21 protein-coding genes, 2 pseudogenes and 1 riboswitch are annotated in these 25,060 nt (G+C 74.9%); of the genes and pseudogenes, 6 read left to right on the top strand and 17 right to left on the bottom strand.

Annotated elements, in window-relative coordinates; genetic code table 11:
- Positions 1 to 20: 20 nt before the first annotated feature.
- On the bottom strand, positions 21 to 746 hold the full coding sequence (locus LUW75_RS18760) for a lysophospholipid acyltransferase family protein (RefSeq protein ID WP_250337723.1): 726 nt from the start codon (positions 744 to 746) through the stop codon (positions 21 to 23).
- Between the two features lie 187 nt (positions 747 to 933).
- Here LUW75_RS18760 and LUW75_RS18755 point away from each other — a divergent pair, with 187 nt between their 5' ends.
- Entirely contained in the window at positions 934 to 1,737 is an 804-nt protein-coding gene (locus LUW75_RS18755; RefSeq protein ID WP_250336653.1) for an alpha/beta hydrolase, read from the top strand.
- Positions 1,730 to 2,344, top strand: coding sequence for a hypothetical protein (locus LUW75_RS18750; RefSeq protein ID WP_250336652.1), 615 nt, complete (start codon positions 1,730 to 1,732; stop codon positions 2,342 to 2,344). Before LUW75_RS18755 ends, LUW75_RS18750 begins: the two co-directional genes overlap by 8 nt.
- Before the next feature lie 11 nt (positions 2,345 to 2,355).
- Here LUW75_RS18750 and LUW75_RS18745 read toward each other — a convergent pair whose 3' ends face one another.
- From LUW75_RS18745 to LUW75_RS18720, 6 genes and pseudogenes are all read right to left on the bottom strand, one after another.
- A complete protein-coding gene (locus LUW75_RS18745) occupies positions 2,356 to 3,111 on the bottom strand; it encodes an endonuclease/exonuclease/phosphatase family protein (RefSeq protein ID WP_250336651.1) in 756 nt (251 codons plus the stop codon).
- Positions 3,112 to 3,215: 104 nt separating this feature from the next.
- Positions 3,216 to 4,157: an ROK family glucokinase gene (locus LUW75_RS18740; RefSeq protein WP_250336650.1), complete on the bottom strand. Its 942-nt coding sequence runs from the start codon at positions 4,155 to 4,157 to the stop codon at positions 3,216 to 3,218.
- A gap of 76 nt (positions 4,158 to 4,233) precedes the next feature.
- The gene (locus LUW75_RS18735; protein WP_250336649.1) at positions 4,234 to 4,686 is read right to left on the bottom strand and encodes a DUF5304 family protein; all 453 of its coding nucleotides are present in this window, start codon (positions 4,684 to 4,686) and stop codon (positions 4,234 to 4,236) included.
- Between the two features lie 33 nt (positions 4,687 to 4,719).
- A pseudogene (locus LUW75_RS18730) lies at positions 4,720 to 5,853 on the bottom strand (ArsA family ATPase).
- A gap of 93 nt (positions 5,854 to 5,946) precedes the next feature.
- A complete protein-coding gene (locus LUW75_RS18725) occupies positions 5,947 to 6,396 on the bottom strand; it encodes an SRPBCC family protein (protein ID WP_250336648.1) in 450 nt (149 codons plus the stop codon).
- A 59-nt stretch (positions 6,397 to 6,455) separates the two neighbouring features.
- Positions 6,456 to 7,232, bottom strand: a complete 777-nt coding sequence (locus LUW75_RS18720) for a metallophosphoesterase family protein (RefSeq protein WP_250336647.1) — start codon at positions 7,230 to 7,232, stop codon at positions 6,456 to 6,458.
- A gap of 266 nt (positions 7,233 to 7,498) precedes the next feature.
- Between LUW75_RS18720 and LUW75_RS18715 the strand changes: the two genes are divergently transcribed.
- Entirely contained in the window at positions 7,499 to 9,295 is a 1,797-nt protein-coding gene (locus tag LUW75_RS18715) for an AMP-dependent synthetase/ligase (RefSeq protein WP_250336646.1), read from the top strand.
- A 123-nt stretch (positions 9,296 to 9,418) separates the two neighbouring features.
- Here the strand turns inward: LUW75_RS18715 and LUW75_RS18710 are convergent, their stop codons facing one another.
- On the bottom strand, positions 9,419 to 10,561 hold the full coding sequence (locus LUW75_RS18710; protein ID WP_250336645.1) for a glycosyltransferase family 4 protein: 1,143 nt from the start codon (positions 10,559 to 10,561) through the stop codon (positions 9,419 to 9,421).
- A gap of 85 nt (positions 10,562 to 10,646) precedes the next feature.
- Here LUW75_RS18710 and LUW75_RS18705 point away from each other — a divergent pair, with 85 nt between their 5' ends.
- On the top strand, positions 10,647 to 11,912 hold the full coding sequence (locus tag LUW75_RS18705; protein WP_250336644.1) for a glycosyltransferase 87 family protein: 1,266 nt from the start codon (positions 10,647 to 10,649) through the stop codon (positions 11,910 to 11,912).
- Here LUW75_RS18705 and LUW75_RS18700 read toward each other — a convergent pair.
- The 4 genes from LUW75_RS18700 to LUW75_RS18685 all read right to left on the bottom strand — a co-directional run bounded on the left by LUW75_RS18700 (position 11,882) and on the right by LUW75_RS18685 (position 17,066).
- Positions 11,882 to 12,988 (bottom strand): hypothetical protein, encoded by a 1,107-nt coding sequence (locus LUW75_RS18700; protein WP_250336643.1) that lies wholly within the window; start codon positions 12,986 to 12,988, stop codon positions 11,882 to 11,884. The two genes, LUW75_RS18705 and LUW75_RS18700, sit on opposite strands and share 31 nt — an antisense overlap.
- A gap of 86 nt (positions 12,989 to 13,074) precedes the next feature.
- A complete protein-coding gene (locus LUW75_RS18695; protein ID WP_250336642.1) occupies positions 13,075 to 14,106 on the bottom strand; it encodes a C40 family peptidase in 1,032 nt (343 codons plus the stop codon).
- Between the two features lie 242 nt (positions 14,107 to 14,348).
- On the bottom strand, positions 14,349 to 15,374 hold the full coding sequence (locus LUW75_RS18690; protein ID WP_250336641.1) for a C40 family peptidase: 1,026 nt from the start codon (positions 15,372 to 15,374) through the stop codon (positions 14,349 to 14,351).
- A 327-nt stretch (positions 15,375 to 15,701) separates the two neighbouring features.
- Complete coding sequence (locus LUW75_RS18685) at positions 15,702 to 17,066, bottom strand: NYN domain-containing protein (RefSeq protein ID WP_250336640.1); 1,365 nt, start codon at positions 17,064 to 17,066, stop codon at positions 15,702 to 15,704.
- A gap of 464 nt (positions 17,067 to 17,530) precedes the next feature.
- Between LUW75_RS18685 and LUW75_RS18680 the strand changes: the two genes are divergently transcribed.
- Entirely contained in the window at positions 17,531 to 18,250 is a 720-nt protein-coding gene (locus LUW75_RS18680) for a rhomboid family intramembrane serine protease (protein ID WP_250336639.1), read from the top strand.
- The gene (locus LUW75_RS18675) at positions 18,247 to 18,528 is read left to right on the top strand and encodes an Lrp/AsnC family transcriptional regulator (protein ID WP_250336638.1); all 282 of its coding nucleotides are present in this window, start codon (positions 18,247 to 18,249) and stop codon (positions 18,526 to 18,528) included. Before LUW75_RS18680 ends, LUW75_RS18675 begins: the two co-directional genes overlap by 4 nt.
- Before the next feature lie 18 nt (positions 18,529 to 18,546).
- On the opposite strand, the gene LUW75_RS18670 is transcribed toward LUW75_RS18675, so the two are convergent.
- The 5 genes and pseudogenes from LUW75_RS18670 to qcrC all read right to left on the bottom strand — a co-directional run bounded on the left by LUW75_RS18670 (position 18,547) and on the right by qcrC (position 25,056).
- Positions 18,547 to 19,971 (bottom strand): aminotransferase class V-fold PLP-dependent enzyme, encoded by a 1,425-nt coding sequence (locus tag LUW75_RS18670; protein WP_250336637.1) that lies wholly within the window; start codon positions 19,969 to 19,971, stop codon positions 18,547 to 18,549.
- 196 nt (positions 19,972 to 20,167) lie between these two features.
- Positions 20,168 to 20,285, bottom strand: a riboswitch (SAM riboswitch).
- Between the two features lie 110 nt (positions 20,286 to 20,395).
- Entirely contained in the window at positions 20,396 to 21,460 is a 1,065-nt protein-coding gene (gene trpD / locus LUW75_RS18665) for an anthranilate phosphoribosyltransferase (protein ID WP_250336636.1), read from the bottom strand.
- Positions 21,461 to 21,579: 119 nt separating this feature from the next.
- A complete protein-coding gene (gene qcrB / locus LUW75_RS18660) occupies positions 21,580 to 23,205 on the bottom strand; it encodes a cytochrome bc1 complex cytochrome b subunit (protein ID WP_250336635.1) in 1,626 nt (541 codons plus the stop codon).
- A complete protein-coding gene (gene qcrA / locus LUW75_RS18655) occupies positions 23,202 to 24,251 on the bottom strand; it encodes a cytochrome bc1 complex Rieske iron-sulfur subunit (RefSeq protein ID WP_250336634.1) in 1,050 nt (349 codons plus the stop codon). The genes qcrB and qcrA overlap by 4 nt, the downstream gene beginning before the upstream one ends.
- Positions 24,248 to 25,056 (bottom strand): annotated as a pseudogene (gene qcrC / locus LUW75_RS18650) (cytochrome bc1 complex diheme cytochrome c subunit). Before qcrC ends, qcrA begins: the two are co-directional and overlap by 4 nt.
- Positions 25,057 to 25,060: the final 4 nt, after the last annotated feature.

The raw sequence follows: 25,060 nt of genomic DNA, 5'->3' as shown, positions 1-25,060 counted from the left end.
CCGTGCGTCGCCGCCCGGCCTCAGTCGGTCCCGTCCCCGGCCCGGTGCGGCGCCCCGCCCGCCGCCCCGGCGGCCTTCTCCTCGGCGATGCGCCGCTTGGCGACCGTGGCGTAGACGTCGACGTACTCCTGGCCCGACAGCTTCATGATCTCGTACATCACCTCGTCGGTGACCGAGCGGAGGATGAAGCGGTCGTTGTCCATGCCCTGGTAGCGGCTGAAGTCCAGCGGCTCGCCGATGCGGATGCCGGGGCGCATCAACCTGGGCACGACCTTGCCGGGGGGCTGGATCTTCTCCGTGTCGATCATCGCGATCGGGATGACGGGCGCGCCCGTGGCCAGCGCCACGCGCGCGAGGCCGCCGGTCTTGCCGCGGTACAGCCGCCCGTCCGGGGAGCGGGTGCCCTCCGGGTAGATGCCGAACAGCTCGCCGCGTCTGACGACCTCGATGCCGCTGCGCACGGCGGCGTCGCCGGCGCCCCGGGCGCCGGAGCGGTCCACCGGGAGCTGGCCGACGCCCTTGAAGAACGCGGCGGTGAGCCTGCCCTTCACACCGGGCGAGGTGAAGTACTCGGCCTTGGCGATGAAGGTGACCTTCCGGTCGAGGACCGCCGGGAGGAAGAAGGAGTCGGAGAACGACAGGTGGTTGCTCGCGAGGATCGCCGGCCCCTCGGCGGGGATGTTCTCGAGGCCCTCCACCCAGGGCCTGAAGGCGAGCTTCAGCGTCCCTCCGATGGAGAACTTCATGGCGCCGTAGATCAACTCGTGTTCCTCCCGTGTTCCGTCGCACAGACCTTAACCTGTGGGCCGCCCCGGGCACTCCCCCGCCCGGCCGGGGCCGCTTCGCCCGCCGGACGGCCCTGGCCGGTGCCATCCCGGTCGCGTACGGTGAGGTGCACGCCCGCGACCCACCCGATCCGAACAGGAGACCTCCGTGCCGGTCGTCCCCGGAGCCGAGCCCTACCGCCACGAGGGCGGCGGCGTCGGCGTGCTCCTCTGCCACGGCTTCACCGGCTCGCCCCGGTCGATGCGCCCCTGGGCCGGGTACCTCGCGGAGCGCGGCCTGACGGTGTCGGTGCCGCTGCTGCCCGGGCACGGCACGCGCTGGCAGGACCTGCGGATCACCGGGTGGCAGGACTGGTACGCGGAGGTCGACCGGGAACTGCGCGTGTTGCGCGGGAGGTGCTCCGCGGTCTTCGTGTGCGGGCTGTCCATGGGCGGCGCGCTGGCGCTGCGGCTGGCGGCCCGCCACGGCGACGCGGTCTCGGGGGTCGTCGTGGTGAACCCGGCGAACAGGGTGCACGGCGCGGCGGCGCACGCGCTGCCGCTCGTCCGCCACCTGGTGCCGTCGACGGGCGGCCTGGTGAACGACATCGCCAAGGAGGGGATGGACGAACTGGGCTACCACCGCGTGCCGTTGCACGCGGCGCACTCGCTGCGGCGGTTCCTGCGCCTGGTGGACGGGGAGTTGCCCGGAGTGACGCAGCCGCTCCTGCTGCTGCGCTCGCCGCGGGACCACGTCGTGCCGCCCGCCGACTCGGCGCGCGTCCTGGGCCGCGTCTCCTCCGCCGACGTCACGGAGGTCCTGCTGGAACAGAGCTACCACGTGGCGACGTTGGACCACGACGCGGAGCGGATCTTCGAGGAGAGCCACGCGTTCGTCGGCCGGCTCGCTCCGGGGGGCGGCACGACCGCCGCCCCGGTCAGGGACAGGGAGGGGAGCACGACCGGTGGCTGAGCAGCACGACGCGGACGCGGACCGCGGGGAGGGCCGGGAGCGGCGCGACGGCCCCGGCGACCACGCCGGACCGGAGCCGGCGGGCGGCGGGGCGGGGCTCGACGAGGAGGCGGCCTGGGCCGCGATCGTCGCCGCGTACGGGGAGGAGCCGTCGGACCCGCCGGGCGCGGAGCCGCTCCGCCCGGTGGAGGACCTGGCGCTGCCGGAGGGGGACCCGCCGGACGGCGGACGGGACGCGGGGAAGGGCACCGGCCCGGCGGACGGGCCGGTGCTGGGCGGCTCCGTCGTGTTCGCGCCGGGTGTCGGTCCGCGCGCCCCGCGCGGGCCGCGCGACTACGAGCCGGCCGACGAGGACGAGGGACACTTCGTACCGCCGGAGCCGCCGCCGCTGCCCGAGGCGGACCCCGCGGTGAGGTTCGGCTGGCTGGGGGTGGTCGGCGGGCCGGTGCTGGTGCTGCTCGCCGTGCTGCTCGGCTGGGACATGACCTGGTGGCTGACGACGGTGTGCGTCGGCGGTTTCCTGGGCGGCTTCGCGACGCTGGTGGCGCGGATGCGGCCCGGCGACGACGAGGAGGACGACGACCCGGGGCGCGGCGCGGTCGTCTGACGCCTCCGTCCTCAGGGGGCGGCCGGTACGCGGAGGGCGGCGAGCACGGGCAGGTGGTCCGTGGCCGCCCTCAGGTCCTCGGCGGTGACGCCGGGCAGCCCGGCCGGCACGCCGCAGCCCAGCACCTCCACGCCCCTCGTGGCGAAGACCGCGTCGATCCGCCGGCGCGGGTCGCCCGGGGTGAAGGTGTACTCGCCTCCCCAGGGGCGTACGGCCCTGCAGTCCTGCAGTTCGGCGGCGAGCCGGCGGAACGAGCGTCCGCCGGGCGGCTCGTTGACGTCGCCCCCGGCGATCGCGTGGGGCACGCCGAGCGCGGCGAGTTCGTCCAGCACCATGCCCGCCTGCGCGTACCGTTCGTCGCCGCGCAGGCCGAGGTGGTAGCTGAGCAGCCCGAAGCGGGCGCCGGCGACCCTGACGACGGCGGTGGCGAAACCGCGCCGGTGCAGACCGGGGGTGCGCGGCAGCAGGACGTCCCGCGTCCGTTCCGCGGTGACGCGCGGGGAGCACAGCAGCAGCGGACCGGCCGCGGGGGCGCCGCCGCCGAGGACGAGCAGCCCGCTCTCGGCGGCGAGCCGGGCGGCGTGCTTGCGCCAGCGGAGGAAGCGGGGCGCCTCCTGGACGAGGACGACGTCGGGAGCGCAGGCGCGGACGACCCGGGCCAGGGCGTCCTCGTCGTCGCGCATCGACCGGATGTTGTAGCCGAGCACCCGGATCACGGCCGACCCGTCCGGATCGGTACGGGAGCCCGGCAGTGCGGTGAGCGCCATGCGGGCACGATACGGCAGCGCCCGCCGCGCACCGGAAGGCGCGCGGCGGGCGGTCGCGCGGCCGGCGGCGCGGGGGCCGCGCGGCCCGGGCCGCGGAGGGGCGGTCAGCCCTGGCGGGCGAGGTCCGCGGCGCCGACCAGGCCCGCCTCGCCGCCGAGGCTGGCGGCGAGGACCTGGGCGTGGGGCCGGTACTGGCCGCCGACGAGCCACCGGCGGAACGACCTGCGGATCGGGTCGAGGACCAGCTCGCCCTCGTCCGAGACGCCGCCGCCGACGATGAACGCGGACGGGTCGAACAGGGAGGCCAGGTCGGCGAGGCCCGCACCGGCCCAGCGGGCCAGCTCGCGGAACGAGTCGACGGCCACCCCGTCGCCCCGCCGGGCGGCGTCGCTGACGTGCTTGCCCTGGATGCCGTCGGGCGTGCCGTCGCCGAGGGACAGGAGGATCCGGGCGTTCTCCGGGGTGGCGTTGGCGCGCTGCCTCGCGTACCGGACGAGGGCCCGGCCGGAGGCGTACTGCTCCCAGCAGCCCTGGTTGCCGCAGCCGCACAGCAGGCCGTCCGGGACGACCCGGATGTGGCCGAACTCGGCCGCGATGCCGAACCGTCCGCGGCGCAGCTTGTTGCCGATGATGATGCCGCCGCCGAGGCCGGTGCCGAGCGTGACGCAGATGACGTCGTCGTGGCCCTGGCCGGCCCCGAAGCGGTACTCGCCCCAGGCGGCGGCGTTGGCGTCGTTCTCCACGACGACGGGCAGCCCGGCGCGCTGCTCGACCTTGTCCTTCAGCGGCTCGTTCCGCCAGTGGATGTTGGGGGCGAAGAGCACGGTCGCGCGCTTGTCGTCGACGTAGCCGGCGGCGCCGATGCCGACGGCCTCGACGTCGTGGCCCCGGCCCGCCTCGGAGACGGCCGCGCAGATCGCGTCGACGATGCCCTCGGGCGTCGGCGGGGTGGGCACCTTGTGGACGTCGAGGATGGCGCCCGCCTCGTCGACCACGCCTGCCGCGATCTTCGTACCGCCGATGTCGACGCCGATGGTGAGTCCCATGTGTCCTTCAGCTCTCGGTCGGTGCCCGCCGCGCCCAACCGTACCCGAGGGCGGGCGCCCGGCCGGCTGCTCCGTGTCAGTCGAGGTCGATGCGGTGGCCGCCGCCCGGCCCCTCGTCGCCCTCGCCCCCGGGCGCGGCGGGGTCGTGCGGCGCCGGTGCCTCGCGGGCGCCCCGGGTCCAGCGGTGCTCCTGGCCCCGGACGGCGGAGCGGTAGGCGGCGAGGAGTTCGCCGCCCGCGGCGGCGAGGTGGTCGAAGACCTCCGGGTTGCGCTCGACGACCGGCTCGATCGCGGACCTCGCCTGCGCGACGGCCTGCCGGACGGCGCTCTGCGCGCCGGCCCCGAGCAGCGGAGCGCCGAGCGAGGAGACCTTGTCGGCGACGGCGTCGACGAGCTTGCGCAGTTCCTCGGCGGCGGAGCCGGGCGGGGGGCCACCGCGGCGGGCGCGCTCGGCCTCCAGGTCCTCGGCGCAGGCGCGCGCCCAGGCGTCGTCCTCGGGGGGGCCGGGGCGGGGGGTGGCATCGCTCATGCCATCGACGGTACCCGACCGGCGGGCGGGTGTTCAGGGGGTGCGGGGCCACAGGCCGGGGGCGGGGGCGAAGCGGACGCGCAGTTCGCCGTCGCGGAGGGCGGCGCCGGTGACGGCGCAGCGGCGCAGCGCGGAGGGGAGCGGGACGATGCGGCGGAACGGGCCGACCGTCAGGACGAGGTCGGCGCCGCGCCGGACGAGTCCCAGATCGGGCTTGGCCGCACCGGGCAACGGGATGCGCCAGACCAGCGCGCCGTCGGCGGCGCGGCGGTCCTCGACGGGCCACTCCGGGGCCGGGGCGGGCGCGGCACCGGGGGCGGGGGCGCCGAGGAGGGCCAGGTCGTCCGCGGTGCGCGGGTCGCGTCCCAGGTGGGGGACCTCGTGCACGGCGCCGTCCCCGCGCAGCTCCTCGAGGTGGGTCCGCTGCCGTGCGGCGAGGGCGGCGAGCCACGGGTCGGGGGACGCGGCGGGCAGGACGCGGTTGGCGACGACCCGGTCGAGGGCGAGGCGGTGCAGGGCGAGTCCGGCGCGGGCGGTGCGCAGCGCGTCGGCGGCGGCGGGGCCGGGTTCGACGACGAGGCGGACGCTCGTGCGCGGGGCGCCGAGCAGCTCCTGCACGGCGGCCAGTGCGGCGTCGCGCCGGGCGGCCTCCTCGTACAGTCCGTCGGCGGGCGCGGGGACCGCGGCGAGCCGGGCCAGCACCGGGCGCAGGGCCCGGGCCGCCCGGCGCTCGGACGGCAGGAGGCGGCGCAGGTAGCGGCGGAGCTGTTCGGGGAGGGCGAGCAGCGCGATGGCGTCGGGCAGGGGCGGGAGGTCGGCGACGAGGAGGTCCCAGTCGCCGCGGGCGGCGTCGCGCAGGGCCTTCAGGTACGCGAGGTGGGTGCTGCCGGGGAGGGGGGGTGAGCTCGTCGTCGTCGAGGGGGGCGGCGCCCAGCAGCTCCAGGGCGGGGGCCGCGTGGCCCTGCAGGGCGAGCACCTCGGCGCGGAAGCGGGCCGCGGGGTCCAGGCGGTGGACGGCGGGGCCGTCGCCGCCGTCCGCGAGGGCGCGGGCCGGGTCGGCGGTCAGGAGCAGGACCTTCCGGCCCCCGCGGGCCGCGTCCAGGGCGTCGCGGCGGCGACGGTGGACCGGCCGGCCCCGCCGGGCCCCGTGACGAGGAGGGTGCGCATGCGTGCACGGTAGCGGGCGGTGGCGGGCCCCGGGGCGGGCGGCCCGCCCCGGGGCCCGCCCGCTGCGGGCGGGTCCCGGGCGGGCCCCGGGGCTCAGGCGCCGGCGGCCGACTCGACGCGCTTCTTCAGGCCCGCCAGGGCCCGGTCGATGATGACCTTCTCGGCCTTGCGCTTGATCATGCCGAGCATGGGGATCTTGACGTCCACCGTCAGCCGGTAGGTGACCTCCGTGCGCGTGCCGCCGGCGAGCGGGGTGAGCCGGTAGGAGCCGTCGAGGTCCCGCAGCATCTGGGACTTCACCAGGGTCCAGCTGACCTCGTGGTCGCCGGTCCACGTGTACGCCAGGGTGTGGTCGTCCCGGATCGCGCCGGCGTCCAGCAGCAGGCGGACCCGCTCGGCGCGGCCGGCCGCGTCCCGCGACAGGACCTCCGCCACCTTGACCTCGCCCGTCCACTGCGGGTAGCGCGCGAAGTCGGCGATCACCTCCATGACCTCGGCGGGCGCCGCCTCGATCGTGATGCTCGAGCTGGTGTGTTCCGCCATCGCTGTGGCTCCTCCGAAGGACTCGGTACGTGGGGGGAAGGCTACCGCGTGCCCACCGGTCACCACTCCAGGGCCCAGGGCCGCCCCGAGGCGGCGAAGTGGCCCACGTTGACGCACTCCGTCGCGCCCACGCGCATGCGCCGGGCCAGCGGCTGGTGGACGTGGCCGAAGAGCGCGTAGCGGGGCCGCACCCGGCGGATCGCGGCCAGCAGGGCGGCGGACCCGCGCTCGAATCGGCGGGCGACCGTGTCGTACGTCAACTCGGGGACGTCCGGCGGGATGTGCGAGCACAGCACGTCGACCTCGCCGAGCGCCTCGACCTTCGCCGCGTACTCCTCCTCCGGCACCTCGTACGGGGTGCGCATCGGGGAGGGCAGGCCGCCGCCGACGAAGCCGAAGACGCGACCGCCGATCTCGACGCGCTCGCCGTCCAGGACGGCCGTGCCGGGGCGGGCGTACTCGGGCCACAGCCGGGGCACGTCGACGTTGCCGTACGTGGCGTACGTCGGCGTGGGGAAGGCGGCGAACAGCTCGGCGTACTGGGCGCGGACGGCCGACTCCAGGACGGCGGCCTTGTCGACGCCGCGCCGCGCCAGCCCGTCCCACAGGCCGTGCGCGAAGGCGCGGGCCTCGTCGAAGCGGCGCGCGGTGCGCAGGGCGACGACGCGGCGGGCGTTCTCCTCGCCGAAGAGGTCGGGGAAGATGCCGCGGGCGTGGTCGGCGTAGTCGAGGAAGAGCACCAGGTCGCCGAGGCAGACCAGGGCGTCGGCGCCGTCACCCGCGGCGGCCAGGTCCCGGGCGTTCCCGTGCACGTCGCTGACCACATGTACTCGCATGGGATCCCACCTTACGACCCCGCGGGGGCGGGACCTGCGGTTACTTCCGAGTCGTGACGGAAGTGGACTACTGTGCGCGGCGAAGCAGTGCCAATGATGTGTGATGCAGCAAACATCTGGCCGGGACCCCCTACCGAGAACCTGGTACCGGTGGGTAACGTCCGGGCGGTCCAGCCGCGCTCGACCCGGGGCGCGTGTCCGAGGGGGCCGCGAGCCGGCGCATCGCACAGAGCCGCGGCGCCGGCGCCCGATGAGGAGCAGCAGTCTTGCGCGAGTTCAGCCTTCCGGCCCTGTACGAGGTCCCCGCGGACGGCAACCTGACCGACCTCCTCCACCGCAACGCCGCGCAGCATCCGGGCGCGGCCGTCATGGCCCGCAGGACCGCCGACGGCTGGACGGACGTCACCGCCGAGGAGTTCCTGGCCGAGGTGCGGGCCGCGGCCAAGGGCCTGATCGCGCAGGGCGTGCGGCCCGGTGACCGGGTCGCGCTGATGTCCCGCACGCGCTACGAGTGGGTGCAGCTGGACTTCGCGATCTGGAGCGCCGGCGCGGTGACCGTACCCGTCTACGAGACCAGCTCGCCCGAGCAGGTCCAGTGGATCCTCGGCGACTCGGGCGCGGTCGCGGCGATCGTGGAGGGCGCGGCGCACGCCGAGGCGGTCGAGTCGGTGCGGGGCGCGCTGCCGGCGCTGGGGCGGGTGTGGCGGATCGACGACGGCGCCGTCGGGGAGCTGGCCGAGGCCGGCCGGGAGGTGCCGGACGGGACGCTCGACGAGCGGTGCGCGACCGCCGGGGCGGACGACGTGGCGACCATCGTCTACACGTCCGGCACGACGGGCCGCCCCAAGGGCTGCGTCCTGACCCACCGCAACTTCTTCGCCGAGTGCGGCAACGTCGTGGAGCGGCTGCGGCCGCTGTTCCGGACGGGACGCTCGTCGGTGCTGCTGTTCCTGCCCGCCGCGCACGTCTTCGGCCGCATGGTCGAGGTCGCGGCGGTGCTGGCGCCGATCCGGCTCGGCTGCGTGCCGGACATCAAGAACCTCACCGACGACCTGGCCTCGTTCCGGCCGACGCTGATCCTGGGCGTGCCGCGCGTCTTCGAGAAGGTGTACAACGCGGCCCGCGCCAAGGCGCAGGCGGCGGGCAAGGGGAAGATCTTCGACCGGGCCGCGCGGACCGCCATCGCCTACAGCCGGGCCAGGTCCGCCCCGGGCGGCCCGTCCCTCGGCCTGCGCCTGAGGCACAGGCTGTTCGACGTGCTCGTGTACGCCAAGCTGCGCGCGGTGCTGGGCGGCCGCTGCGAGTTCGCGATCTCGGGCGGCGCGCCGCTGGGCGAGCGGCTCGGCCACTTCTACAGCGGCATCGGCTTCACGGTGCTGGAGGGGTACGGCCTGACCGAGTCGTGCGCGGCGACCGCGTTCAACCCCTGGGACCGGCAGAAGATCGGCACGGTGGGCCAGCCGCTGCCGGGTTCCAAGGTGCGGATCGCCGACGACGGCGAGGTGCTGCTCCACGGCGAGCACGTCTTCGCGGGCTACTGGAACAACGAGGCGGCGACCGCCGAGGCGCTGGCCGACGGGTGGTTCCACACGGGCGACATCGGCACCCTCGACGAGGACGGCTACCTGGCCATCACGGGCCGGAAGAAGGAGATCCTGGTCACCGCGGGCGGCAAGAACGTCGCCCCGGCGGTGATCGAGGACCGCATCCGCGGGCACGCCCTGGTCGCGGAGTGCATGGTCGTCGGCGACGGGCGGCCGTTCGTGGGCGCGCTGATCACGCTGGACGAGGAGTTCCTGGCGCGCTGGGCGGCCGATCACGGCAAGCCGGCCGGGTCGACGGCGGCGCGGCTGCGGGAGGACCCGGAGCTGCTGGCGGAGGTCCAGCGGGCGGTGGACGACGGCAACGCGGCCGTCTCCAAGGCGGAGTCGGTGCGCAGGTTCCGCGTACTGCCCGTGCAGTTCACGGAGGAGGCCGGGCACATCACGCCGTCGCTGAAGCTGAAGCGGAGCGTGGTGGCGAGGGACTTCGCCGACGAGATCGAGGCCATCTACCGCGCCTGAGCCGGCGCCGGACCCCGCCGTCCGCCGGAACGCCTCCGCCCCGCTCCGCGACCGCCGCCCGCACGGCCCCGGGGCGCCCGGACGGGGCGGCCCCGGGCCGGACGGGCCGCGCGGGGGCCGGGGCTACAGGAGGGTCCGGAGGCGCTCCGCGAGGAGGTCCCAGCGCCACTGCTCCTCGACCCAGCGACGGCCCCGCTCCCCCATGCGCCGGCGCAGCTCCGGGTCCCGCAGCAGGGGCACGATCCGCTCGGCGGCCTCCCGCGGGCAGCCGCCCCGCACGACCCAGCCGGTCTCGCCGTCGAGGACCGCGTCCGGGGCGCCGCCCGAGTCGCCGGCGACGACCGGCAGCCCGGTCGCGGACGCCTCCAGGTAGACGATGCCGAGCCCCTCGACGTCCAGCCCGCCGCGCCGGGTGCGGCAGGGCATCGCGAACACGTCGCCGGCCCCGTAGTGCGCGGGCAGTTCCTCCCAGGGCACGGGGCCGGTGAACCGCACGGCGTCGGCCACCCCCGTCTCCCGGGCGAGGCGGCGCAGGCCCTCGGCGTACGGGCCGCCGCCGACGATCAGCAGGACGGCCTCCGGCACGGCGGCCAGGACCGCGGGCATCGCCCTGATGAGGGTGTCCTGGCCCTTGCGCGGCACCAGGCGCGAGACGCACACGACCACCGGCCGGCCGGCCAGTCCGAGCCGGGCGCGCACGGCGCCGCCGCCCGAGCCGGGGTGGAAGGCCTTCTCGTCGACGCCGGGCGGCAGCCGCACCATCCGCGCGGCGGCCTCGGGGGTGAGCGCGGCGGCGATCCGGGAGCGGGTGTATTCCCCGAGGTACGTGATCGCGTCGGTGCCCTCGCCGATGCGCCGCAGCAGCCGCCGCGCGGCGGGCAGCTGCGCCCATCCGGCCTCGTGGCCGTGGGTGGTCGCGACCAGGCGGCGGGCGCCGGCCCGGCGCAGCGCGGGCGCCATCAGCCCGAGCGGCGCGGCGGCGCCGAACCACACGGAGGTGCAGCCGTGCTCCCGCAGCAGCCCCGCCGCCCGCGCGGTCACCCGCGGCGTGGGCAGCAGCATCGTCGCGCGGTCCCGCACCACCCGGAAGGGCTGCTCCGCGTCGAACCGCGCGGTGGCCTCCGCGCCCTCCCGCCCGCGCTTCCACGTGGAGGCGTAGACGACCACCCGGCCGGGATCCAGGCGCAGGGCCATGTTGTGCAGGAATGCCTGGATCCCGCCGGGGCGGGGCGGGAAGTCGTTCGTTACGATCAGCGTCTTGTGCATCGCGGCCGACAGTATCGAACGGCCCGCACCGCTCGCGCACCGTACCGCCCGCCCCCAGACCGCCACGAAACCGGACGAGGTACCGATGAAGCACCCGAGCGGACCGCGCTCGTCCCTGGTGGGGCTCTGGCTGCTCAGCAGGGCCGTGCTCCTGCTCTACACCTTCAGGATCGTCTTCGCCCCCGGCCCGGACGTCACCACCGACGTCTCGGTGATCTACCGCGGCTGGTACGAGGTGCTGCGCGGCGGCACGTACCCGCTGACCGACGTGACCTGGCAGTACCCGCCGGCCGCGGCGTTCGCGATCCTCGCGCCGGGCCTGCTGCCGTTCCTGGAGTACGCGCACGCCTTCTTCGTCCTCGCGCTCGTCTGCGACGCGGTCGTGTTCGGGCTGCTGGTGTACGCGGGCGGCCGCCCCGGCAAGAGCCGCGCGGGCGCCTGGGTGTGGCTCGCGGGCGTGCCGCTGCTCGGGCCGACCGCGTACTCCCGCTACGACCTCATGGTCACCGCCGTCGCCGTCGCGGCGCTCCTCGCCGGAGCCCGCAACCCGCGCACGATGGGCGTCCTCGCCGGGGTCGGGGCGCTGCTGAAGGTGTGGCCGGCGCTGCTGCTCGCGGGCACGGCCCCGGGCCGCGTCACGCGCCGTGCGTGGACGGCTGCGGCGGTGTCGGGTGCGGCGGTGCTGGCGGCGTGCGTCCTCGCGGCGCCGGGCGCGCTGGCGTTCCTGACGTTCCAGCGCGACCGGGGCACCGAGGTCGAGTCGCTGGGGGCGATGGTGTTCCACGTGGCGCGGTTCTTCGGCGCCTGGGAGGGCGAGGTGCGGCTGAACTACGGGTCGGTGGAGTTCCTCGGTCCGTACGTGCCGCTGGTCAGCGGGGCGGCGATGGCGCTGACGGCGCTGGCGTTCGGCTGGCTGGTGCTGTGGCGGGTGCGGGCGCGGGAGTTCGGCGCGACGGTGCCGGCCGACGCGGCGTTCGTGGCGGTGCTGCTGTTCACCACGACGAGCCGGGTGATAAGCCCCCAGTACATGCTGTGGCTGGTCGGTCTGGCCGCGGTGTGCCTGGTGTGGCGGCGGAGCCGGATGCGCCGGGCGGCGCTGCTGGTGCTGGTGGCGACCGGGGTGACGCTCCTGGAGTTCCCGATCTGGTTCTCGCACGTGGTGGACAGCGACGGCCTGGGGCTGGCGCTGCTGTTCGTCCGCAACGGGCTGCTCGTCGCGGCGTCGGTGGCCGCGGGGCGGCAGCTGTGGCGGCAGACGGTGACCGAGCCGCGGCTGCGCGCCGCCGGGGCCGGCCCCGCGCGGGTGCCGGCCCAGGGCGGTCACCGCGACGGGGCGCTGCTGAACTCCTGACGGAGGCGGTCCCGCCAGGCGCGGGTGAACTCCTCCGGCGTGGTCGCGAGGACGTCCCGGAAGGCGCGGCGCGCACCGGACCTCCCGGCCGCCCGGTAGAAGTCGGCGAGTCGCTCCCCGCCCCACCGGTCCGCGATCAGCTCGCAGGCCAGCCAGGCGCCCCCGTAGGCGCGCGCCACGGCGGCGGGGTCGCCGCCGAAGGAGAAGTCCGCGTCGGCCGGGAGCGCCGCCGGCGTGTTCCCGGCGCGCACCGACCGGGCCAGCTCCGGCGCGCCCTCGGCGGCCGTGCGGCCCGTGCCCCGGTACGCGATCCGGTCGGCCAGCCCTTCCGAGAGCCACAGGGGCGTGGCGGCGGTCGTGGCGGCGCGGGTGGCGACGTGGGCGGTCTCGTGGGCGAGGACGAAGGTCCGCCCGAAGTCGCCGAGGTCCCGGTACGCCTCCGGGTTGACCACCACGCGGTCGGCGGACCCGCCGCCGGTGCGGCCGGTGGTGACCGCGGCGACGCCCCGGTAGGCGGCGGGCTCCTCCCCCAGGAGGGCGGCCATGGCACCGAGCGACCCCGGTACGAGGACGACGACCGTCCCCCGCCACGGCCCGCCCGGCCAGGCGGCCGCCACGGCGGGGGCCGCGCGGTCGGCGGCCGCGGCGACCTCGCCCAGCAGCGCCCGGGGGTGGCCGACGCCGAGGACGAGGCTGCGGGCGCCGCGCACCGCCCGGACCGGTCCCTGGTCCCAGAGCTGGGCGGGCTGCCCCTCCGCCGGGCGGTCGCCGGTGACGTGCCACCGGCCGTCGCGCCGCGCCAGGTCGAGGCGGCGCCGGGTGGTGGCCGGCGCGGCGTCGTAGCCGTCGAGGGCGTAGGTCAGCTCGGCGTCGACGGCCGCGCGCCGGCCGTCCCGCCGTACGGCGAGGACGCGGTACGTCCACGACGCGAGGGGCGCGCCGCCGAGCGCGGCGCGGTGGTGCGCCTCCACCGTGCCGCGGACGCCGTCGGCCGCCGGGTCCCCGTGCGGGGCGCACCCCGCCACCAGTGCGGCCGCCGCGAGCACGGCCACCGTCCAACGCCCCGGAAGACCCACGCGCCGATCGTAGACGCCCGGTCGGGGGGCGTCGTCCGCGCCCGCGCCGGAACGCGCCCGCCGGGCCCGCCGAGGCACCGGGGCCGTCAGACGCGGGTCACCGCGGAGACCGGCATCATGCCCACCGGGTCGTAGCGGACCGCGGCCCCCGGGTACGGGGCGTGGACGACCCGGCCGCGCCCCATGTACATCGCCACGTGGCTCGCGTCCGAGCGGTACGTCACCAGGTCGCCCGGCCGCGCCTCGGACAGCGCCACGTGCCGTCCCGCGTTCCGCTGCGCCTGCGAGGTGCGCGGCAGCCCGACCCCGGCCTGCGCGTACGCCCACTGCGTGAGGCCCGAGCAGTCGAAGGCGTCGGGGCCGTTCGCCCCCCACGCGTACGGCCTGCCCACCGCCGACCGGGCGGCCCGCACCGCCGCGGCGGCCCGCGGGGACGCGGCCCCGCCGGCCGGGGGCGGCAGGGCTTCGCCGCGGCCGGCGCGGGAGGCGCGGTCGAAGGCGTCGCGCTCCCGGGAGGGGAGGGAGTTCAGCAGCCTCCGCGCCGCGGCGAGCTTCCGCTCGACGTCGGACTTGTGCCGGGCCGCCGCCGCGCGGCCGCGCTCCAGTTCGGCGAGGACCCGGACGGCCTCGGCGCGCTCCTGGTCCAGGCGCCGCTGAGCGAGGCGGAGTTCGGAGAGGAGGGTGATCTGCCGTTCGCCGATCCGTTCCAGTGCGGCGGCGTTGTCGAGGTACGTGTCGGGCTCCTCGGACAGCATCAGCGCGAGCGCCGGGTCGATCCCGCCGGACCGGTACTGCGCACCGGCGACCGAACCGAGGGCGCCGCGCATGCGGTTGACGCGTTCCTGGCCGCGCGCCACGGCGTCGCGGGCGGCCTCGGCGGTCCGGCGCAGCGCGTCGGCGCGCTCGTCGGCGGCGTTGAAGTCCTCCGCGGCCCTCTCCGCCTCGGCGTAGAGCCGGTCGACGCGGGCGCGGACGGTGTCGGCGGGGGCGGCCGGCTCGGCCTTCACCGGGGTGGCGCCGAAGGCGGCGGCCGCCGTGGCCGCCGCGGCGGACAGGAGGGTGGCCTTGGCGGCGCTCCGGTGGGGGCCCGGGTGGGGGGGACGGCGGTGGGACGCCACGGACCGCGCTCCCTTCGGCTGTGTCGGGGGCTTTGCGCGGCCGACAGTAGCCGGGCGGTCGCGGCCCGGCCAAAGACCCCGGGAGGCGCACAGAGTGACGCCCCGCCGGGAAGCACAGGTCACCGGCGGGGCGGAGCGTCAGCGCGGGGGGCGGAAATCCCCCGGTCGGGCGTGTGTGCGCGGCGGCTCGGGCGGGGCCCCGGCGCACCGCGCGCCGGACGCCCGAGTGCGGGCGGGGCGGCTCAGATGCGGACGCCGAACTGGAACGCGCCGAGGTACTCCATCGACTCGTAGCGCACGGACGCGCCCGGCTTCGGGGCGTGCAGGACGGTGTTGTTCCCGGCGTACAGGCCGACGTGGGCGAGGTTGTTGAAGAAGACGAGGTCGCCCGGCTTGAGCTGGCTGCGGCCGATCTTCACACCGTCGTTCTGCTGGGTGTAGGTGGTGCGGGAGATGCCGACGCCGGCCTGGCGGTAGGCCCACTGCGTCAGGCCGGAGCAGTCGTAGGAGTTGGGGCCCTCGGCTCCGGAGACGTACGGCTTGCCGATCTGCGTGGCGGCGGCGTTGAGGGCGGCGGCGCCGCGCTGCGAGGCGGGGACCTCGTTGCCGAGATCGACGCGCTCGCCGGCGTCGCGGCTGGCGCGCTGCTCCTCCTGCTGCATCTTCCGCCGCTCCTCGGCGGTGAGCGTGTTGAGGAGCTTCTGCGCCTCGGCCAGCTTGGCCTGGAACTTCTTCTTCTTCTCGCCGAGGGACTTGCGGACGTCCTCCAGGTCGGCGAGCTTCGCGGTGGCCTCGGCGCGCTGCTGGGCGAGGGCGCGCTGCTTGGCCTGGATGGTGCGCAGCGTCTCGGTCTGCTTGGCGGAGAGCTGGTCGACGGCGGACGCCTTGTCGAGGTAGTCGTCCGGGTTCGAGGAGAGGAACAGCTGGAGCGAGGGGTCCATGCCGCCGTTGCGGTACTGGGCGCTGGCGACCGAACCGATGCTGTCGCGCAGGGTGTTGAGCTCCTCCTGGCCGCGGGCGACCTGGTCCTGGAGGGCGGTCACCTCCTGCTGGAGCTTCTCGCGGCGCTCGTCGGCGAGGTTGAACTGCTCCGTGGCCTCCTCGGCCTCGTGATGCAGCTTGTCGACTTTCTCCTTGACCTGTTCCTTGCTCGGCTGCGGTGTCGCCGAAGCGGTCTGGGAGGTCAGGGCGACGGCAGCGGCGGCGGTCGCGGTGAGCACGGTCACACGGGCGCGGCTCGGCTGCTTGGGTCGACGGTGGGACGCCACGGAGGCGAGCTCCTTCTTCCTCGTTCGAGCCGCCTGCCGGGTCGACGGTCAATGCCCCGGTCCCGCGCTGAGCGTCCGGACACTCCCCGTGATCCACGTCCGAACTGCACGGTTCAGGCGGTGCCTTCGCTGCCGTCCCGGATGGACGGTCAACCGCGCGAAGGTTCGAGCCCAGACCCTAGTGACCGAGTTGTGATCAGTTCAAATCCTCATGAGAAAAATCTCGCCCACCGGGCACTTTCTTTACCGCCGCCCCACAGCGCGTCAAGGGGAGTTGACCCTGCGTTCTCCAAGGGCACCCTCAAAAAGGGGCATCGCGCCCAGGGGTCACGAGAGCCGCGAAAGCCGCTTCAGCAACATCACGGACGCGACCGGCCGGGCACCGGACTCGGCGACGCCGTCGGCCACCTCGCGGTCGCTGGAGACCACGACCACCGGCCGGCCGGCGGGCTCGGCGCGGACGAGCTGGCGGATCAGCTCGTCCGCGGTCACCCCCGGTTTGGAGAACAGCACCCGCACCCCGCGCGGCGGGGCGAGCAGCACCGGGGCGGCCAGTTCCGCGCCGTCGAAGACGCAGGTGACCTCGGCGCCCGAACGGGCGGCGAGTGCGGAGAGCCCGCCCAGCAGCCGCAGCCGCTGCTTCTCCAGCGGCATCGTCGGATAGCCGGCCTTGGTCACGTTGTAGCCGTCGACGACCAGATGGGCCTGGGGCAGGGCGAGGAGCTGGTCGAGGAGGGCGGGGTCGGTCTCCGACAGCGCGCGGGCGGCGACGTCCTTCGGCGACATCCGGCCGGGTTCCACCGCGTCCACGGAGTCCGCGGGCCGCACGGAGACGGGGGGCAGGGCCAGTTCGCGGCGCAGGCCCTGGGCGGCCTCCAGGACCGTGTCCAGCAGCAGCCGGAGCCGTACGTCCTCCACCGAGCGGCCCTCGCGGGCGGCCCGGCGGCTCGCCTCCAGGGCGGCCTCGGTCTCCCCGAGCCGGGCCTTGAGGCGGCGGGTCTCGCTCTCGGCGGCCGAGACGCGGGCGGCCGCGTCCGACCTGACACCGTCGATCTCGGCCCGCGCCCGGCGGAGGGCGGCCTCGCCCCGCTTGACGTCGCTCAGCGCGCTGCGGAGCTTGCGCCGGAGGGATTCGGCCTCCTTGCGGGCCGCTTCCAGCTCGGAGCGCAGCCGCTCCGTCTCGGTCCGGGTGTGCGCGCGGGCCTCCGCCAGCTCCTCGCGCAGCCGCTCCAGCTCCCGCCGGTCCGCCTCCCCGGCGCGCTCGGCGTCCGCGCGCTGCGCCTCCTCGCCGGCCGCGGCGACCAGCTTGACCCAGCCGGCGGGGCGCAGCACGTACGCGGCGGCCGCCACGTCGACCGGGTCGGCGGCGGCGGGCGGCGCGCCCGACTCGACGGCCGCGGCCAGTTCCGGCTGGACGGTCCGCAGCCACTCGCCGACGCGCTGCCGGAAGAGCGCCTCGGCCTCCAGGGCCGCGGCCATCGCGTTGCCCGCGAACCGGGCCCGCCGGGAAGGGGTGAAGCGGGCGTACTGCCGCAGCTGCGGCGGCAGCTCGGCGACCGTCAGGCCGCCGAACGCCTCGGCGACGAGCCCGACGACCCGGCGCCGCACCGCCTCGGGCAGCGGGCGGTCGAGCGCCTCGGCGGCGCCACCGGCCGCGCCGGCCGACTCAGCGCCGCTTGCGGGCTGCGCCACGATCCGTCACCCCACTACCCGTCCGTTCCGACTCCACCGGGCCACCCGTCGCCCCGGACCCGTGCTCGGGGACCGGTGCCCGGCCCGTCCACCGACTCGATGGTCTCACCGACCGTCTCGCGCTCCCCCGCCGCGGGCTCCCCCGCCGGGTCCGGACGGCCGCGCTCCCGGCCCGCGGGGAACGCGCCGCGCCGAAGCGGGCCGGCCGCCGCGGAGGGCGCGGCGCCGGCGGGTGCCGGGGCCGGCCGGGGGGCCGTCGCCATGATGCCGTCCTCGTCGTCCGGTCGTTCCACCGCCTCGACCCTCGGTGCGCCGTGCGCCCCCGGACTGCGGATGCCCCGGAGCGGCCCGGGCACGCCCGCAACCCTACGGCCTCCGCGGTCCCGCCCGCGCGGACGGCGGGGACGGGCGCGCCCCGGCGAGGCGCTCTGTCCCGCTCGCTCCCCCTACGTCATGATCTGTTCATGATCGATTGGTGTGGAGCGTTGCGGCGCGCCGTCACCGGCCCCTCGGTGACCTACGGCGTCATCGGGGTGTGCGCGCTGGTCTTCGTCCTCGGCCCGGCGTCGGGGCTGACGGCCTCGCACGGGAGCGGGGACGCCCTGGTCGCCGCGCAGAGCGCGTACTTCCGGCGCTGGGGAGTGGTCCCGGCGGACCTCCTGAGCGGCTCCCCCCCGGCGCTGCTCACCCCGCTCAGCGCCCTGTTCGTGCACGGCAACTGGCTCCACCTGCTGGGGAACATGCTGTTCCTCTTCGTCTTCGGCGCGATGGCCGAGGAGCGGATGGGGCACATCCGGTTCGGGGTGTTCTACGTGGTGTGCGGTTACCTCGCCCTGGCCGGTTACGCGGTGGCCCACGCCGACAGCGAGCAGACGCTGGTGGGGGCGTCGGGGGCGATCTCGGGGGTGCTCGGCGCCTTCCTGTACCTCTTCCCCCGGGCGCGGGTGACCAGCCTCTTCCCCTTCCTGTTCTTCCTGCCGCTGCGCTTCCCCGCCTGGATCGTTCTGGCCTTCTGGTTCGTCCTGCAGTGGCTGGCGGCGCGCGGGGCGGGCAGCGGACCGGGCGTCGCCTACCTCGCGCACCTCGTCGGGTTCGCGCTGGGTTTCCTCCACGCGTGGGCGTGCCGCCGGGGCACTAGAGTGAAGGGCCCAGCAGCGGCCGCCGAGCGAGAGGGACAGCCGTGATCACCGCGATCGTGCTCATCAAGACCAGTGTGGACCGCATCCCCGAGATCGCGGAGGCGATCGCCGCGCTCGACAACGTGAGCGAGGTCTTCTCCGTCACCGGGACCTACGACCTGGTCGCCATGGTCCGTGTGCCCGACCACGACGACCTGGCCGACGTCATCCCCGGCCGCATCAGCAAGATCCCCGGCGTCGTCGCGACCGACACCCACGTCGCGTTCCGCACGTACTCGCAGCACGACCTGGAGGCGGCGTTCGCCATCGGCCTCGACACCTGACCCTCCCCGCCACCCGATTCACTCGAACGAGCGAGGCGGAACCGGCCACGGGGCGGCGGCGGCCGGGGTCCGGTGCCCGTCCCCGGTGCGGCGTTCCCGCCGGACACCGCCCCCGACCAGTTCCCGCACGGCCCGGACGAAGCGGTCGAGGTGCTCGTCCGGCGTCCCCGCGCCGAAACTGACCCGGATCGCGCCGAGCTGCTCCTCCCCCGGCCCGGCCCCCGGTGCCCCGCACTCCCCCGGCTCCTGCGGCGACTCGCCCAGCAGGGTCCTGACCAGCGGGTGGGCGCAGAACAGTCCGTCGCGGACGCCGATCCCGTACTCGGCGGAGAGCGCCGCGGCGAAGTGCGAGCCGCTCCAGCCCTCCACGACGAAGGAGAGCACCCCGACGCGCGGGGCGTCGTCGCCGAACAGCGACAGCAGCCGTACCCCCGGCACCTCGGCCAGCCCCTCCCGCACGCGGGCGATCAGCTCCCGCTCGCGGGCGACGAGCGCGTCGAACCCCGCCGCGGTGAGCGCCTCGCAGGCCGAGGCGATGGCGTAGGCGCCGATCACGTTCGGCGACCCGGCCTCGTGGCGCGCCGCCGTCGTGTGCCAGGCGACGTCCACCCCGCCGTCGGCCCGCCGGGCCACCGTCCGCGACGCCCCGCCGCCCGCCAGGTACGGCTCGGCCTCCCGCAGCCAGTCGGCCCGCCCGGCCAGCACGCCCGCCCCGAACGGCGCGTACAGCTTGTGCCCCGAGAACGCCACCCAGTCCACGTCCAGGTCCGCCACGTCCACCGGGTGGTGCGGCGCCAGCTGGGCGGCGTCCAGCACGACCCGCGCGCCGTGCGCGTGCGCGGCGGCGGCCAGTTCCCGTACGGGCCACAGCTCGCCGGTCACGTTGGAGGCGCCGGTCACGGACACCAGGGCGGGCCCGTGGGGGTCCCGGCCGGCGAGGGCGCGTTCCAGCGCCTCCACGGCCCGGCCGGGAGTGCGCGGCGCGTCCAGGTAGGTCACACGGGCGCCCCGCCACGGCAGGAGCGAGGCGTGGTGCTCGGTCTCGAAGACGAACACCTCGCAGCCGGCGGGCAGGACGCCGGCGAGCAGGTTCAGCGAGTCGGTCGTGGAGCGGGTGAACACGACCTGGTCGCCGGGGCGGCACCCGAGGAACCGCGCGACCGTCGCGCGGCTGCTCTCGAACAGGTCCGTGGAAAGCTGTGACAGGTACCCGGCGCCCCGGTGGACGCTGCCGTAGTACGGGGCGTACGCGGCGACGTCGTCCCACACGCGCTGCAGCGCCGGGGCGCTGGCCGCGTAGTCCAGCGCGGCGTACACGGCCTTACCGCCGGTCGCCAGCGGCACGGTCACGTCCCGTCCGAGCACGGGCAGCGGCAGGCAGGCGCCGGGGGCGGGTCCGGTGACGGGGGCGGACTCGGTGACGGTGTTCGGGCACGCGGACATGGCGGACTCTCCCGGCGAGGACGGGGCGGATGGGGGCGGAGTCCCGCGGGGACGGCTCGGCCGCCGTACGCCACGCGGGTGTTGCCTCGACGCACGGCTGCGGCCGCGCGGAGGAGGGGGAAGGGGCCGAAGGCCCTAGCGCATTCGCTTGCTCACGAAACCGCTCCCTCGGAACCAGGACCCCGGGGTGCGCAGGGGTCCGCGCTTGCCGCGGGCCTCTCTGCTCGCGGCCTGGTCGTCACCCGGGGCACCCCGCCACGGACGGAGGGTTGCCGGACAGCGGGCCGGGGCCGTCTTCGCTGTCACTCATGACCTTGCCGAGCATCCTGCCACACGCACCCGGCCCCCGCGCAAGGCGGCCGTCCGTACGGCGGACGGGTCGGCGGCGCCGCCCCGCGCGGGGCGGCGCCGCCGACCCGTGGGGCTAGCGGTTGGTGGCCCGCACCCAGCGGTCCAGGACGTCCCGGGCGGCGCCCGAGTCGACGGACTCGGCGGCCTTCGCCATACCGGCCCGCAACTGCTCGGCCAGCGGCGCCTCCGACGGGTCCAGCGCGACCAGCGCCGCCGCGGCGTTCAGCAGCACCGCGTCCCGCACCGGCCCGGTCCCGCCGGCCAGCAGCCGGCGCGCCACGTCCGCGTTGTACGAGGCGTCGGCGCCGCGCAGGGCCTCCACCGGGACCAGGTCGAGGCCGACGTCGCGGGGGTGGAAGGACTCCTCGCGCACGGCCCCGTCCCGGACGACCCACACCCGGGAGCCGGCCGTCGTGGTCAGTTCGTCGAGCCCGTCCTCACCGCGGAACACCAGCGCCGACGAGCCGCGCTCGGCGAGCACCCCGGCGAGGATCGGCGCCATCCGCGCGTCGGCCACCCCCGTCGCCTGGGCGCGCACCCGGGCCGGGTTGGTCAGCGGCCCCAGGAAGTTGAACGTCGTCCGGATGCCCAGCTCCCTGCGGGCGGCGGCGACGTGGCGGAGCGCCGGGTGGAACCTGACGGCGAAGCAGAAGGTGATGCCCGCCTCCTCCGCCACCTCGGCGACCCGCTCCGGGGAGAGTTCCAGGTTGACGCCGAGCTTCTCCAGGACGTCGGAGGCGCCCGACGCGGACGAGGCGGCGCGGTTGCCGTGCTTGACGACCTTCGCGCCCGTACCGGCGACGACCACCGCCGACATGGTGGAGATGTTGACGGTCTTCGCCCCGTCACCGCCCGTGCCGACGATGTCGACCGACGGCCCCGGGACCTCGATGGTCCGGGCGTGGGCGTACATGGTGCGGACGAGGCCGGAGATCTCCTCCACGGTCTCGCCCTTGCCGCGCAGGGCCACCGCGAAGCCGGCGATCTGCGCGTTCGTGGCCTCCCCGCTGAGGATGCGCTCCATCGCCCACGCGGTCGCGTCCGCGTCGAGGTCCCCGCCCGAGAGCAGGGTGTCGAGGACGGCGGGCCAGGAGCGGCCCGCCGCGGTGGAACCTCCAGCGGGTGGCACAGCGCTCATGGTCGCTCCCGGGTCCGTGACGGATAGACGGGCTCCAGCCTAGCGAGCCCGGGGACGGCGGAGAGCCCCGTCCGGCGATGGGACGGGGCTCTCGGCCGTGGCGACCTTCGGGTCGGGGGTCAGTGGTGGCCGTGGCCCGCGCTGATCTCCTTGTACTCCTCCACCGTGGCCTTGGGGATCTGGTTCCCCTCGCCGTAGTAGCCCTTGCTCAGCTTCGCGCGGAGCTTCTCCTTGAGGGTCGGCTTGCGCTCGACCCCGTTGTCGTCGACCGTCGGGCCGATCTCGGCCGGCGCGTACTGCTCGTGCGCGGTGAGCGCGTACATCTGCGCCTGGCTGAGCGGCTCGTGGACCTCGACGAACTCACCGTGCGGCAGCCGCTTGATGATGCCCGTCTCGCGGCCGTGCAGCACCTTGTCGCGGTCGCGGCGCTGGAGGCCCAGGCAGATCCGCTTGGTGACGATGAAGGCGAGGACCGGTCCGACGAAGAAGGCGATCCGGACGAACCAGGTGACCGCGTTGATCGACATGTGGAAGTAGGTGGCGACGATGTCGTTGCCACCGCCGATCAGCATGATCATGTAGCCGGTGACCCAGGCGACGCCGAGCGCCGTCCGCGTCGGGGCGTTGCGCGGGCGGTCCAGGATGTGGTGCTCGCGCTTGTCGCCGGTGACCCAGGACTCGATGAACGGGTAGACCGCGATCGCAGCCAGCATCAGGCCGAACACCACCAGCGGGACGAACACGCCCAGGACCAGCGTGTGGCCCCAGAGGTTGATCTCCCAGCCGGGCATGGCCCGGATGAGGCCCTCGGCGAAGCCCATGTACCAGTCGGGCTGGGCGCCGGTGGACACCATGTCCGGTCGGTACGGGCCGAGCGCCCACACCGGGTTGATGGTGAACATGCCGGCGATGGCCGCGATGACGCCGAAGACCAGGAAGAAGAAGCCACCGGCCTTGGCCATGTAGACCGGCAGGAGCGGCATGCCGACCACGTTCTTGTTCGTCCGGCCGGGACCCGCGAACTGCGTGTGCTTGTGGTAGAAGACCAGGATCAGGTGGGCCACCACGAGACCGAGCATGATGCCCGGCAGCAGCAGGATGTGGATCGAGTAGAACCGGGCGACCATGTCGTGGCCGGGGAACTCGCCGCCGAAGAGGAACATCGACAGGTACGTGCCGACGATCGGCACGGACAGGATCGCGCCCTGCGTGAAGCGCACACCGGTGCCGGAGAGCAGGTCGTCCGGGAGCGAGTAGCCGGTGAAACCGGTGAACATGCCCAGGACGAGCAGCAGGAAGCCGAACAGCCAGTTGATCTCACGCGGCTTGCGGAACGCGCCGGTGAAGAAGACGCGCATCATGTGCACGAACATGCCGGCGATGAAGATCACCGCCGCCCAGTGGTGGATCTGCCGGATCAGCAGGCCGCCGCGGACGTCGAAGCTGATGTCCAGCGTCGAGGCGTACGCCTCGGTCATCCGGACGCCCTGCATCGGCACATAGCTGCCGTGGTAGACGACCTCGTTCATGCTCGGGTGGAAGAACAGCGTCAGGTACACACCCGTGAGGATGATGATGATGAAGCTGTAGAGGCAGACCTCGCCCAGCATGAAGGACCAGTGGTCCGGGAAGATCTTCCGCATGTTGGCCTTGGCCAGGGAGTAGATCCCGAGCCGGCCGTCCGCCCAGTCGGCCACCCGCTCACCGGCGGGCGCCTTCCGCTTCGTGTCGTTTGCGGTACTCATCCGCGCTCCCAGAATGCAGGACCGACCGGCTCCGCGAAGTCGCCGAGCGCTTCGAGGTTGCCCTTGTCATTGACGCCGATCCGCAGCTGCGGGAGGGCGTGACCGGCAGGACCGAAGATGACGCGGGCGCCGTCGGACAGGTCGAAGGTGGACTGGTGGCACGGGCAGAGGACGTGGTGGGTCTGCTGCTCGTACAGGGAGATCGGGCAGCCCACGTGGGTGCAGATCTTGGAGAAGGCGACGATGCCGTCGTGCGACCACTCGAGTTCGCGCTTGTCCTTGATGTCCTCCGGCTGGATCCGGACGATCATCAGGGCATCCTTGGCGATCTTGTTGTTGAAGTCGTGGTCCTCCTCGCTCAGCCCCTCCGGCATGGCGAAGGTGAGCGAGCCGACCGCGACGTCCTCGGGGCGCAGCGGCTCCATCGTGTTCATGTTGATGAGCTGCTTGCCCTTGGCCCAGGAGGTGTGGAAGAGCTTCTTCTCGGGCAGCGGGCCGAGCTCGCGCAGCAGCACGACGCCGGAGAGCGGCACCATGGCCAGCGCGCCGAACATCGTGTTGCGGATCAGCTTGCGCCGGCCCAGCTGGGACTCCTCGGCACCCAGGGCGAAGTCGGCCAGGACCTTGGCCTTGGCGTCCGGCGACGCCTCGATCGGGTGGCGCTCGTCGGCGACCTCCACGTCCGACATCAGCGTGCGGGCCCAGTGGACCGCGCCGGCGCCGATGCAGAAGAGGGCGAGGCCCAGCGTCAGACCGAGCGACAGGTTGGTCGCGCTCAGGTGGCCGAGCGGCCACACGTACACGATCTTCTCGACCGGGAAGATCACGAACGAGGCGATGAAGCCGACCGTGGCCAGCATCGAGATCGTGAAGAGGAGGGCGACCGTGCGCTCCGAGCGCTTGGCGGCCCGCTCGTCGATGTCCTGGATGCGGGGCTTGTGGGGCGGCAGCCCCGGGTCGGCGAACGGGTTCTCGGCCAGTGCCTTGCCGTGCGCGGCGTCCTGCTCGTGAGGCAGGCTCTCTTCGGAAATCTCTTGGCTACTCATGACTTCTTGGCCTTAGCGGTGTGGGCCGCGACCCAGACGGCGACGGCGACCAGCGAACCCAGCCCGAAGATCCAGCCGAACAGACCCTCGCTGACCGGTCCGAGGCCGCCCAGCGCGAAGCCGCCGGGGGTCGGCGTCTCCTCACCGTTCACAGCCTTGATGTACGCGATGATGTCCTTCTTCTCCTTCTCCGGCATGGTCGTGTCGGGGAAGGAGGGCATGTTCTGCGGGCCGGACTGCATGGCCTCGTAGATGTACTTCTCGTCGACGCCGTCGAGGCTCGGCGCGTACTTGCCCTTGGTGAGCGCGCCACCCTTACCGGTGAAGTTGTGGCACTGGGCGCAGTTGTTGCGGTACAGCTCGCCGCCCCTGGCGACGTTCGCGCCCTCCACGCTGTACTGCTTCTCGGTGGGGGTGACCGGACCCGGGCCGAGCGACGCGATGTACGCCGCGAGCTGGTCGATCTGGGCCTGCGTGTAGATCTTCTTCTTTTCCGGGACCTGGGCGCTCGGCTGCTGCGCGGGCATGCGGCCGGTGCCGACCTGGAAGTCGACGGCGGCGGAGCCCACTCCGACCAGGGGCGGGCCGTCGGAGGCGCCCTGACCGGCGGTGCCGTGGCAGCTCGCGCAGCCGACGGTGTAGAGCTTCTTGCCCTCCTCGATGGCGAGGGACTGGGCGGTCTCGTCGGCCTGTGCCGTGCTCGCGGGTGCGAACGCGGCGTACAGCCCCCGGTGGCCGCCAGCGCGAGAAGTAGGACGACGACCGCCGCCAGCGGATGGCGTCGTCGTGCGGAGAGCTTTTTCACGGAT

The organism is Streptomyces sp. MRC013 (assembly GCF_023614235.1).
Lineage (GTDB): Bacteria > Actinomycetota > Actinomycetes > Streptomycetales > Streptomycetaceae > Streptomyces.
Note: the sequence above shows the minus strand (reverse complement) of the source record. Positions and strands in the feature narration are given on the sequence as shown.

Coding starts and splice junctions, on each gene's coding strand:
- LUW75_RS18760 (WP_250337723.1), bottom strand. CDS start 746: ATGAAGTTCTCCATCGGAGGGACGCTGAAGCTCGCCTTCAGGCCCTGG.
- LUW75_RS18745 (WP_250336651.1), bottom strand. CDS start 3,111: ATGGCGCTCACCGCACTGCCGGGCTCCCGTACCGATCCGGACGGGTCG.
- LUW75_RS18740 (WP_250336650.1), bottom strand. CDS start 4,157: ATGGGACTCACCATCGGCGTCGACATCGGCGGTACGAAGATCGCGGCA.
- LUW75_RS18735 (WP_250336649.1), bottom strand. CDS start 4,686: ATGAGCGATGCCACCCCCCGCCCCGGCCCCCCCGAGGACGACGCCTGG.
- LUW75_RS18725 (WP_250336648.1), bottom strand. CDS start 6,396: ATGGCGGAACACACCAGCTCGAGCATCACGATCGAGGCGGCGCCCGCC.
- LUW75_RS18720 (WP_250336647.1), bottom strand. CDS start 7,232: ATGCGAGTACATGTGGTCAGCGACGTGCACGGGAACGCCCGGGACCTG.
- LUW75_RS18710 (WP_250336645.1), bottom strand. CDS start 10,561: ATGCACAAGACGCTGATCGTAACGAACGACTTCCCGCCCCGCCCCGGC.
- LUW75_RS18705 (WP_250336644.1), top strand. CDS start 10,647: ATGAAGCACCCGAGCGGACCGCGCTCGTCCCTGGTGGGGCTCTGGCTG.
- LUW75_RS18680 (WP_250336639.1), top strand. CDS start 17,531: ATGATCGATTGGTGTGGAGCGTTGCGGCGCGCCGTCACCGGCCCCTCG.
- LUW75_RS18670 (WP_250336637.1), bottom strand. CDS start 19,971: ATGTCCGCGTGCCCGAACACCGTCACCGAGTCCGCCCCCGTCACCGGA.
- trpD (WP_250336636.1), bottom strand. CDS start 21,460: ATGAGCGCTGTGCCACCCGCTGGAGGTTCCACCGCGGCGGGCCGCTCC.
- qcrB (WP_250336635.1), bottom strand. CDS start 23,205: ATGAGTACCGCAAACGACACGAAGCGGAAGGCGCCCGCCGGTGAGCGG.
- qcrA (WP_250336634.1), bottom strand. CDS start 24,251: ATGAGTAGCCAAGAGATTTCCGAAGAGAGCCTGCCTCACGAGCAGGAC.